The following is a 9,859-nucleotide window of genomic DNA, read 5'->3' on the forward strand; positions in this document are numbered from 1 at the left end:
GCATAGCTGAAGAAAAAGCGTCTCTTGGGGTGTCCCGAAGCATCACGCGGTATCGGGATAAAGGCTATTCATTAAAAAAAGTGTATCAAAAATACAATTAACTTTTATAATAAGATACAAGCAAAGTAAAGCCCTGATTGGTAACTGTTAGGCATTCGCCGCACGGTTCAGATGCATAATCGCTGGAACCGGTGCAACAGCGTTTCACTTTGCGGGGTCTCCCTGATATCACCGAGCAGCCGGTCCACATCACGACCCTGGGTCGTTAGGTCATCGCTAAACCGCTGGATGTAAAGCCGGAGGATCTGCCCGTTGAATTCAGGGTGAAACTGGACACCCCAGGCCCGACTGCCGATCTTAAAGGCGTGGTGGGGCTCCATCTCCGACGATGCCAGCAGGGTGGCGCCGGCCGGCAACTGCAATACACTCTGGCTGTGACAGGCCTGGGCGGCGAAGGTCTCCGGGATCGCGTCGAACAAACGATCCCGCCGCCCCTCCGGGTTGAGCCGGATCGACACCGTGCCGAACTCCTTCCCCCTGGGGTTGTCCCCCACTACGCCGCCCATGGCGTGAGCCAAAAGCTGATGGCCGTAGCAGACCCCCAACAGCGGTATCTCGGCTTCAACGGCTGCTTTGATCCAGCCGGCAGTCTTCTCGCTCCAAAACGGTTTATCGGTAACCATGTCGTGGGACCCGGTGATGATAATGCCGCCCAACGGTGCCACTGGCGGTAGCGCCTCTCCGGTAAACGGGCTGACGGTTTGGATGGTGGCTGTCGACTGGTCCAAACGTTCGATGAACCAGTCTTCGAAGTCACCGTATCGGGCTGCCATGTCCGGGTAGGTGCCCCCTGCCTTAACGATTAGGATGGGTTTTTTGGACAATTGGGATCCTTTGGCAAACAGGGTTAAGCGGAAAAACTCTCAGTACCGGCTCGCAAGGGTGTTGTCAAGATGCACCTGTCGGCCTGTCGGTTATCGGCCGGGATACGGGCTTACGCTTTGCTCTCAAGGGGTTATATCGGACTGAATGCCCGCCGGAAGGGACAATTGCCTTGACTTGGACCGCTGCCGGAGGATAATAGATTTGACTCAGCGGGCCAGACGGTTCCCTCGGCGGGAAGCGCAATCAACCAACACGATCAATCACCTATTCAGGAGGGCTGAATGCCGGAATCATCCACCATCCGAATCGACAAGCTGCTCGACCATCCGGCAGTTATGGACGCCATTGCCGATGTAAACCTGGAACTGAAGGACAGAATCGCCTACCAGCCCCCCGTGTGCGATGTGTTCAAGAGCGAATTCACCACCCTGGTGACCGACCCGCAGTATCGATTCGAGATCGACAAAGAAGCCCACCGGCAACTGGCGCACATCATCGCCAACACCGTCCAGAGAGTTGAAGGCAGCGACGACGCCACGGATGAGGTCAAGGAGAATTATAGAAAGGCGCGCAACATCGGCATCGTCTTCTCCGGCGGACCTTCACCGGGCGGCCACAACGTGATTGCCGGGCTGTTCGACGCCGCCAAGAAAATCAACCCGCAGACGCGGGTCTTCGGTTTTCTCATGGGGCCCGACGGCATCATCGACGGCGACTACATGGAACTGACCCGCGAACAGGTGGACAGATACAGGAATGTGGGCGGGTTCACCATGATCAAGACCGGGCGCACCAAAATCGATGACCGGAAGAAAATGGACCTGTCCCGGGGAACCTGCAAGCAGCTGGGTCTGGACGCCCTGGTGGTCGTGGGCGGCGACGACTCCAACACCAACGCCGCCTTTCTCGCCCAGAATATGTTCGAGGACGGCGTCCAGGTAATCGGCGTCCCCAAAACCATCGACGGCGACATCCAGGTCCGTGACGCCCAGGGCAAGGTGCTGTGCGCCATGTCCTTCGGGTTCCACACCGCAGCCCGCGCCTTCTCCCAAGCCATCGCCAACCTGTGCACCGACGCCAGTTCGGACGTAAAGTACTGGCACATGTGCAAGGTTATGGGCCGTGTGGCCAGCCACTTGGCCCTGGAGGTGGCCCTTCAGACCCACGCCAACATGACCCTGATCGGCGAAGATCTGGCCGACTACGTAGACTACGCGCGACTCGAGAAAGCCCAAAAAGAGGGGGTGGTCGACTACACCGCCTACGGCATGACCCTGCGGCACCTCTCCCGGGTGACCTGCGACGCCATCATGGAAAGAGCCGCCGTTGGCAAGAACTACGGCGTGCTGGTGCTCCCCGAGGGCGTGCTGGAATTCATCAACGAAATCCAGGTGTTCATCATCAAACTCAACACGATCATCGGCAACTACAACAAGATGCACGATCGGGACTTCCACACCACCTTTCCCAGCCTTGACGCCAAACTGGAGTACCTGCGCCGGCTGGTGCGGGGTATCCGCAAGGACGTTTCCTACAATGTGTGGAATGCCCGGGACGATGAGCTGTTCAACGACATTCCCGCCTTCTTTCAGGAAGGGCTGCTCACCGAACGGGACAGCCACGGTAATTTCCAATTCTCCCAGGTCAAGACGGAAAAAGTCCTCCTCGACCTGGTAAAAGACTACCTGGGCATTTTAAAGGAGAAGGGCCACTACAAGATCGGTATCCAGGATGCACAGTTCGTCAAAACGCTCCAAAAGGGAGGCCTTGACCCGGAGCTTTACGGGCCCATTCTGTTCGAGAACTGGAAGCAGGCCCGGTACCTGATGATCAAGAAAACCATCATCTCCAAGAAAACACTCAAAGCCGTCTTGGTCAAAGCCGGCTTTTTAGGCAACGACGAGACGATTCCGCCGCCCATCGAAAAAATCTTCGAACAGTCCGTCCCTAAATTCAAGACCCAGACCCACTTCTACGGCTACGACGGACGGGGTAGCGACCCAACCCGATTCGACTGCACCTATACCTACAACCTGGGCCAGACCGTGTTCAGCCTGATCGCCAACGGCGCTACCGGCCAGATGGCCGCCATCTTGAATCTGGAGCAGGATTTTAACGGTTGGGTCCCTATCGGCATCCCCATCGCCCCGCTCATGCACCTGGAGGAGCGCAAAGGAAAGCTCGAACTGGTGCTGGAGAAAAGCGTCGTGGACGTCAACTCGCCGGCTTTCCGTGTCGTGAAAACCTTCCGCGACAAATGGCTGGCAGCGACACCCGAGGAAGACCATTACCGGCACCCGGGCCCCATCCGCTTCACCGGGAACAGCGAGGAGGACCGCCCCATCACCTTGCTTCTCAATGCACTGGGAAACCAACTCGCCACCCCGGGCACCAAGGCCGCAGAATAAAGTGTTTTGGCCACAAGGCCGGTTTTCCCTGCTTAGAAAAAGGCGACCGGTGAAACATGTGCGACACCTTCGTAGCCCTTAAAACCGCAACGGCAGACGGTTCGGTGATCTTCGGCAAGAACAGCGACCGCGAACCCAACGAGGCCATGGCCCTGGAATGGGTGGCCGGCGCAAGCCACGGCCCTTCCGAACGCCTGCACTGCACCTATGTGGAGATCCCTCAGGCTCGGCAAACGTTCGATGTCCTGCTCTGCCGGCCGTTCTGGATGTGGGGGGCGGAAATGGGTGCCAACGAAAAAGGCGTTGTCATCGGCAACGAAGCGGTTTTCACCCGCATGCCGGTCAATCGGGAAGGTGCCCTCACCGGCATGGACCTGCTGCGCCTGGCCCTGGAACGGGCCGGCACCGCCGAGCAGGCGGTGGAGGTTATCGTCGGCCTGCTGGCCGACCACGGTCAAGGCGGCATTTGCGGATACACGGACCGGAGAATGGCCTACCACAACAGCTTCCTCTGTGCGGACCCGCAAGACGCGTGGGTGCTGGAAACCGCCGGCGGACTGTGGGCGGCCAAGCGGATCGCCGATGCCTGGGCCATTTCCAACCGCCTGACCCTGGACGACGACGTCGACCGCAGCCACCCGGCGCTCATCGACACGGCCAGGCACAAGGGCTGGCTGAAGCCGGGCCGCACGTTCAGCTTCAAACGGTGCTATTCGGACTGGTTCAACACCACCTTCTCCTTCTCGTCAACCCGTCAGGAACGCTGTCGGCGGCAAATCGAGCCGGCGCAGCCCACAGCGGCGGAAAAGCTGACCCTCACCGGTGCGCTGGGTTGTCTGCGAGACCACGACAGACCCGGATATCTGCCCGCCAGCCACCTGTTCATGGACCGGATTTGCATGCACGCCGCCAACCCGGTTTCCAGAGGTTTTCAGACCACCGGCTCGCTGGTGGCACACCTGACACCGCATTCGCCCACGTATTGGGCCACCGGCACCTCGGCGCCTTGCACAGGCATCTTCAAACCGATCAAGTTTGAACCGCATGGCATACCCGGCACCGGCCCGGTCCCAGGCGCCGCATACGATAAACGCTGCCTGTGGTGGCGGCACGAAGGCCTTCATCGCAGCATCCTCATGGATTACGGCAACCGGTTGCCCGCATTTGCCGACGCACGTGACGCGCTGGAACGGTCTTTTATCGGAGGATCAACGCCTACCGCAGGTGAACATCCGATGACAGGGTGCCGCGAGGCATTCAACCAAGCCGAAGAACTGACCCGAACCTGGATCCGGCGCCTAAACGCGATGCCGGTGAAAGATGCGCCCGGTTGGGTCTACCGCAGGTATTGGCAGGCTCTTAGCCGGAAAGCCGGGATCCCGGCCGATGGTCATGGACGATAGACGGGTCTGGCCATTAGCCACCCGGATCACAAAAACGCCCAGCGGCAGACCGCTGTAAATACGATGCAGGTAAAGGCAGCGCTGCCCAGCACCGGCAGGGTGAAAATCGATTCAGCGTTGGATCGCTGCCGCGACGTGCCCCGCGGGAGGGCCATCTTGTCCGGCAACGCCGTTTTCACTGTGATCTGTCCGCCATGCCGGGACACCGGCTCGACCGAACCGAACAAAAGGAAATAGCAGCCCTCCTTGACCGCCCCCCCCCCCCCCGCAGACGCGATCATTGGAAATTGCGCCAACACAGCCCGCACCAATACCGGTGAAAAATGCCAAAACAAACGTATTTTAGGAATAAAGATGATGCCGCAGGATTGCCGGCTGACCAGTGTGCGAAGCGGGGAGCGATCATGATCAGGAATCGGTTTGTCATACACGTGTTTGTCGCTGCAGTGTTTCTCACGGGGGCCTGTTCGACGGGGCCTGGCCCTTCAACCAAAACCGCAGGAAGCCTGGCAAACCTGGTGGGCCCCATCCAACAGTCCGTGGTAACGGTGATCAACTATGATGTGGACGGTAACGTATCGTCCATCGGCAGCGGATTCTTCATTTCCGAAAGCGGTGTTCTGGTGACCAATTTCCACGTCTTGGACGGTGCCTACAGCGCCAGCATCAAAACCGTGGATGGCAGTCAATATCCGGTGACAGCGGTCCTGGCCAAGAGCCGCCTGGTCGACCTGATCAAGGTCCGCGTTGACATCGCTGGCAGCCGGGCGACGCCTGTCGCTCTTTCCAGGGAGCAGCCCGCAGTTGCAGACAGCGTTTTCGTGGTCGGGAGCCCCATGGGTCTGGAACAGACCGTTTCCGAAGGAATCATATCGGCTGTACGGGAGATGCCGGCCGGCGGAAGGGTGTTTCAACTGACCGCCCCGATCTCCCGGGGGTCCAGCGGCGGCCCGGTGATCAATCAGGATGGGAAGGCGGTAGGCGTGGTTACTTTTCAGGTGTCCAGGGGGCAGAATCTAAACTTTGCCGTCTCCGTCGACGCCCTTGAAATGCTGATCGACGAGGCGTCACAGCCCTCCGTTGCCGAATGGACCATTCGAAACTCAAAGCAGGGTCCGGCGCTGGCGGCGGCGCTCTGCAGCAAAGGTTCCCGCCTCACTATACGAGGAGAGTACGAAGAGGCCTTGACCTATTTTAAAAGGGCTGCTGAAGCCAGCCCGGATGACCCCGACGCCTGGTATGGGCTGGGCAGCTGCTACGTCGGTCTCGATCAGCCGGATGAAGCCATCAACGCCTACAAGCGGCCCATCGAGCGGGATCCGGACAACGACACGGCCCATTTTGTCCTGGCCATGTACTACAAGTCCATCGGACAGTTCGAACGGGTCGTCCCCACCCTGCTTGAGGTGATTCGCATCAACCCCGCCAATCTGCGGGCGCAGTTCGAATTGGGCCGGGCCTATGGTGCATTGGAACGCACCGAAGAGCAGATCGACACTTTCAGGGAAATACTGAATCACCAGCCTGACCACATTCCGACGCTGCTCGATCTGGGGGCCACGCTGGGCGAAATCGGCCGCTTAGATGAAGCCATGGCGCTGTTCACCCAAGCCAGCAGCCTGGAGCCTGACAACGAATTGATCTACTACAACATCGGCGTCACTTACAACCGCATGGACCGACCCGAAGAGGCAATCCGTGCCTACACCCTTGCCATTCGTGCCAATCCCCGCATGGCCGCCGCCCACTACAACCTTGGAATGACCTACTTCGATCAGGGACGCCGCAAACCCGCCCTGGACCAGTATGAGATCCTGAAAGGCCTGGGGTCGGACTCGGCCAAGGATCTGTTCGAGCATATCTATCCGGAGAGCGCCAAGTAACGCTGCCGGGAAAATCACCTTATCGATGCGGCCCAGGAGCAATTTCCAGAAATTGGGGACACCGCTGGAAACCGCCTCCTTTTTCAGCCTTGGATTGTTGTCGAATTGGGCAATATAGCTGGAACCCAGGTTCGTTCCAATTTTCATTGCATACAGGTCTTCATAATGATCGAGCGAGGATTGCTTTCCTCTCAGCAGGAAGACGTAATGAATATATGCTTCCCGTTAAGCGTTTCTCAGCAGGCCCGACATGAAATCGATCTCTCCATCCTTCATCAATTGAAGGCGTCTTTTGAAGGGCGCGAGTTTGAATGTTAATTTTACATTCAGCCGGTCTGCAATCGCCATTAAAATTTGCACGTCCGGTCCATCTTTGTTTTCTTCGGCGACCGAACTGACCAACTCCGTGTCGCCGGGAAAAAACGGTTGGGGAAACAAAAGCACGGTAAAGCACCAAAGCAAGCAAAAGCGCCTCTTTACCGAAAAACGGTTCATATCTCCTATACCGCTGTTTTACTCATATACCGCAGCATTTTTTAAATTTTTTCCCGCTTCCGCATGGGCAGGGTTCATTACGTCCCACCCGCTTATCGGCAATCCTTGTCTTCAGTGGATTCAACAATATCTCCAGGTCTTTTGTATCCTCCGGTTTGTCCGGTTCCAATCCGATGGTATATCGCCACCCGTTTTCTTCGAACACGGATTCCAATTCCTTCACTCTTTCTTCGGTTTGCACGTTAACGATGGCAGGATTTGCCGCCGTTCCCAACTTGGCTGTTCGTTTACCATCAAAAATCTTTTCCATTTTCTCACCCTAATCGTTTGATCGGCCTCAATCAGCGACGCCTCGGGAAAAATGCCGGTCGCCGCCACCCCTCGCACCGTCCAAAACATTTTTTATTGTCTGGATGGCTTCCATTAATCTTTCGGATGTATTCCTGACCAGATCCAGACAATGAATATAGATCCTCAGCCAGGCTGCTCGTATCATCTGATGTCCATGATTTTTCTGATTGCCACTGCTGGCGCGTAAACCGCTCATTATCCGACTTTGATCATTGAACGTCACATCGCCCAACCGGGTAAAATTAAAATCGATTGCCGGCTCAATGTCTCGGTTCACATTCGATATCTTCAGAATAACGACACCGGTCTTAAACTGAAGTCTGTCTTGCGGCAGCATACAGAAAACAGATGCGCTTTCTCAGCGGCTTTTGACGATGTTCCCCATACTACAATAAACGGTTGTGTTGTCAACCAATCAGACATTTGCAGGTGGTTGCCGTTTACGATCAGGAAAATCGATTGAGCCCTCCCGCGGCGAACCGCACTGAATTCATCATTAACGACACCTTTTGATTGCTCTCGGGGTACCCACGGTTCGAACGCATTGCACCGGTTTACGCCCATGGGACCAGAAAATAATTGATTGCCTATTGACCATCCCCCTGTTTCTGATAAAGAGTGCTTCTGCCGATTCGAATGGGGGCCAAATTACCGCTGATGAACGACAATCAACCTGTAGCGGACCAACAGTCCGGGGCCGGTGCCCTTTTCGCTTTTATCGCCTTTCTCATATGGGGGTTGAGCCCGATCTATTGGAAAGCCCTTCACGGCGTGGGGGCGTTCGAGATCATCCTGCATCGTATCGTCTGGTCATTTGTATTTCTCATGCCGCTGGTATGTCTCAGCCGCCGGTGGGCCGAATTCAAGAAAACGATCAAAAGCCCCAAAATGCTGTCCATTCTCCTGATTACGTCTATTCTGGTGGGTGGCAACTGGCTCATCTACATCTGGGCAGTCAATAACGGGCGGGTGCTGCAGGCCAGCTTGGGCTACTACATCAACCCGCTGGTCAACATCGTGCTGGGCATGGTGTTCCTGCGCGAACGGCTTCGCCGGGCCCAAACGCTGGCAGTCATCCTTGCCACACTGGGAGTGCTCAATCTCACCTTTCGGTACGGGGCGTTTCCCTGGGTCTCCCTGGCGCTGGCGTTCAGTTTCGGTATTTACGGACTGGTCCGCAAGGTGGCGGCCGTCGGTGCGTTGGTCGGCCTGACCTTAGAGACGCTGCTGTTGACCGTTCCCGCGGGCATTTGGGTGCTCCACCTGCATCGAATCGATTCCGGGGCCTTTTTAAATTCCGGAACGATGACCGATCTGCTGCTAATGGGCACAGGGATCCTTACGGCTACGCCCCTGCTGCTCTTCAACCTCGGCGCCAAACGCATCACCCTGGCCACCCTTGGATTTATCCAATACACGGCCCCTACCGGCATGCTTGTGCTGGGGATCGCCGTGTTCGAAGAGCCGTTTACCAGAATCCAGGCCGTGACCTTCGCACTAATCTGGACGGCACTGGCCATCTACTCCTGGGACACCGCACGTGCCAACCGAAACCCCGACACTAAAAGATGAGAAGTTCGGAATCGATCAACAGCATGCGAGTGAGCTCGAAAATTGTAAATTTTGTCAAGGATCCAAATAACTTGACAGGGTTGGCACCATATGGTAGCGTTTTTTCGACAATATTTTGCCCGGCATCAATCATCCCGCATCGAGAGTCACCGACAGCGGTGGTTACATGGCAAACCTGAGGGATACCGGGCGCAACCGAAAACACGATATTTTTCAACCACGGTTAATGGGGGAGAACCAATGGATGGTCGCCAGAAGCCCACTCCGCAGACGGAAAACGGTAACGACCTGAAAAATGAGGAAGTCATCGATTTGACGCAGATTGTCGAAGAGGGAGATGACTACGACGTCATCGATCTTGACAACATTCTTGAACAGCCGGATCAGGCATTCGAAACCGAGGTTGGACCTGAAGAAGAGGCAATCCCCCTTGTGAATCCCCTTCCTGAAGAAGAGACGACTAACTTAACGGAGGAGACGGATGAAGAAATCATCGATCTGACGGATATGGCCGCTTCCCCGGAACCACCTGCAGTCGTTGCGGAAGCGGAATCCACCGTCGCATCGAGCGAGGATGAAGCGGATGAAGAGGTAATCGATCTTTTGGATGTGGCGACCACCCTTGAAGCCGAGGTGGTTGATGCGGAACCACAAGTCACCGACGCTGAGCCTGAAGAAGCGGACGGAAACATGCAGGACGATGACGATGTTATCGACCTGATGGACGTGGCCACCGCTGCCGAGGGCGACACCGCTGCAACCGGCGACCAGGAGTCCGCCGCGACGCCTGAAGAAGCGGACGGAAACATGCAGGACGATGACGATGTTATCGACCTGATGGACGTGGCCACCGCTGCCGAGG

At 56.7% G+C, this 9,859-nt stretch carries 10 protein-coding genes; 5 read left to right on the forward strand and 5 right to left on the reverse strand.

Annotated features, from left to right (window positions below; translation table 11 throughout):
- Positions 1–167 precede the first annotated feature (167 nt).
- Positions 168–884, reverse strand: coding sequence for a glutamine amidotransferase (locus tag ACZCED_RS14020; protein WP_462971868.1), 717 nt, complete (start codon positions 882–884; stop codon positions 168–170).
- 282 nt (positions 885–1,166) lie between these two features.
- Here ACZCED_RS14020 and ACZCED_RS14025 point away from each other — a divergent pair, with 282 nt between their 5' ends.
- On the forward strand, positions 1,167–3,293 hold the full coding sequence (locus tag ACZCED_RS14025; RefSeq protein ID WP_464861049.1) for a 6-phosphofructokinase: 2,127 nt from the start codon (positions 1,167–1,169) through the stop codon (positions 3,291–3,293).
- 56 nt (positions 3,294–3,349) lie between these two features.
- Positions 3,350–4,696, forward strand: a complete 1,347-nt coding sequence (locus tag ACZCED_RS14030; protein WP_462971866.1) for a C69 family dipeptidase — start codon at positions 3,350–3,352, stop codon at positions 4,694–4,696.
- Positions 4,697–4,722: 26 nt separating this feature from the next.
- Here the strand turns inward: ACZCED_RS14030 and ACZCED_RS14035 are convergent, their stop codons facing one another.
- Positions 4,723–4,977, reverse strand: coding sequence for a hypothetical protein (locus tag ACZCED_RS14035; RefSeq protein ID WP_464861050.1), 255 nt, complete (start codon positions 4,975–4,977; stop codon positions 4,723–4,725).
- Positions 4,978–5,100: 123 nt separating this feature from the next.
- Between ACZCED_RS14035 and ACZCED_RS14040 the strand changes: the two genes are divergently transcribed.
- Positions 5,101–6,579: a tetratricopeptide repeat protein gene (locus tag ACZCED_RS14040; protein ID WP_462971864.1), complete on the forward strand. Its 1,479-nt coding sequence runs from the start codon at positions 5,101–5,103 to the stop codon at positions 6,577–6,579.
- 225 nt (positions 6,580–6,804) lie between these two features.
- Here ACZCED_RS14040 and ACZCED_RS14045 read toward each other — a convergent pair whose 3' ends face one another.
- From ACZCED_RS14045 to ACZCED_RS14055, 3 genes are read right to left on the reverse strand one after another with little or no spacing between them, the layout of a single operon-like run.
- A complete protein-coding gene (locus ACZCED_RS14045; protein WP_462971863.1) occupies positions 6,805–7,074 on the reverse strand; it encodes a transporter substrate-binding domain-containing protein in 270 nt (89 codons plus the stop codon).
- A gap of 22 nt (positions 7,075–7,096) precedes the next feature.
- Positions 7,097–7,384, reverse strand: a complete 288-nt coding sequence (locus ACZCED_RS14050; RefSeq protein WP_462971862.1) for a PBPRA1643 family SWIM/SEC-C metal-binding motif protein — start codon at positions 7,382–7,384, stop codon at positions 7,097–7,099.
- 27 nt (positions 7,385–7,411) lie between these two features.
- Complete coding sequence (locus ACZCED_RS14055; RefSeq protein WP_464861051.1) at positions 7,412–7,702, reverse strand: hypothetical protein; 291 nt, start codon at positions 7,700–7,702, stop codon at positions 7,412–7,414.
- Positions 7,703–8,082: 380 nt separating this feature from the next.
- Here ACZCED_RS14055 and rarD point away from each other — a divergent pair, with 380 nt between their 5' ends.
- The gene (gene rarD, locus ACZCED_RS14060; protein WP_462971860.1) at positions 8,083–8,997 is read left to right on the forward strand and encodes an EamA family transporter RarD; all 915 of its coding nucleotides are present in this window, start codon (positions 8,083–8,085) and stop codon (positions 8,995–8,997) included.
- A 240-nt stretch (positions 8,998–9,237) separates the two neighbouring features.
- Positions 9,238–9,859 (forward strand): hypothetical protein (locus tag ACZCED_RS14065; protein ID WP_464861052.1); only part of this gene is annotated, 622 nt, incomplete at its 3' end.

Source organism: Desulfosarcina sp. (assembly GCF_055467485.1).